We start from the raw sequence: 317 nt of genomic DNA on the forward strand, positions 1-317 counted from the left end.
GGTTATGGTGCTCAAAACATCGTAAAACAAGGCATCTCGCAGGTCCCTGAAGGACGGCGGATTTTTGCCAATATGACAGTGCTGGAAAATCTGGAATTGGGTGCCTATATTCGGAAGGATAAAAAGGGCATTGCCGACGATATGGGAAACGTTTTTAAACGGTTTCCGCGGCTGGCTGAACGGAAAAGTCAAATAGCCGGAACCTTATCAGGCGGCGAACAACAAATGCTTGCCATGGGTCGGGCGCTGATGAGTCGTCCTAGATTGTTATTACTTGATGAACCCTCCATGGGACTTGCGCCGCTCTTGGTAAAAGA

The 317-nt window shown here is 48.6% G+C and carries 1 protein-coding gene; it reads left to right on the plus strand.

Annotated features, from left to right (window positions below):
* Positions 1–317 (plus strand): ATP-binding cassette domain-containing protein (locus Ga0466249_RS26035; protein ID WP_215832395.1); only part of this gene is annotated, 317 nt, incomplete at both ends.

The sequence above is a fragment of the Pelorhabdus rhamnosifermentans genome (assembly GCF_018835585.1).
GTDB lineage: Bacteria > Bacillota > Negativicutes > UMGS1260 > UMGS1260 > Pelorhabdus > Pelorhabdus rhamnosifermentans.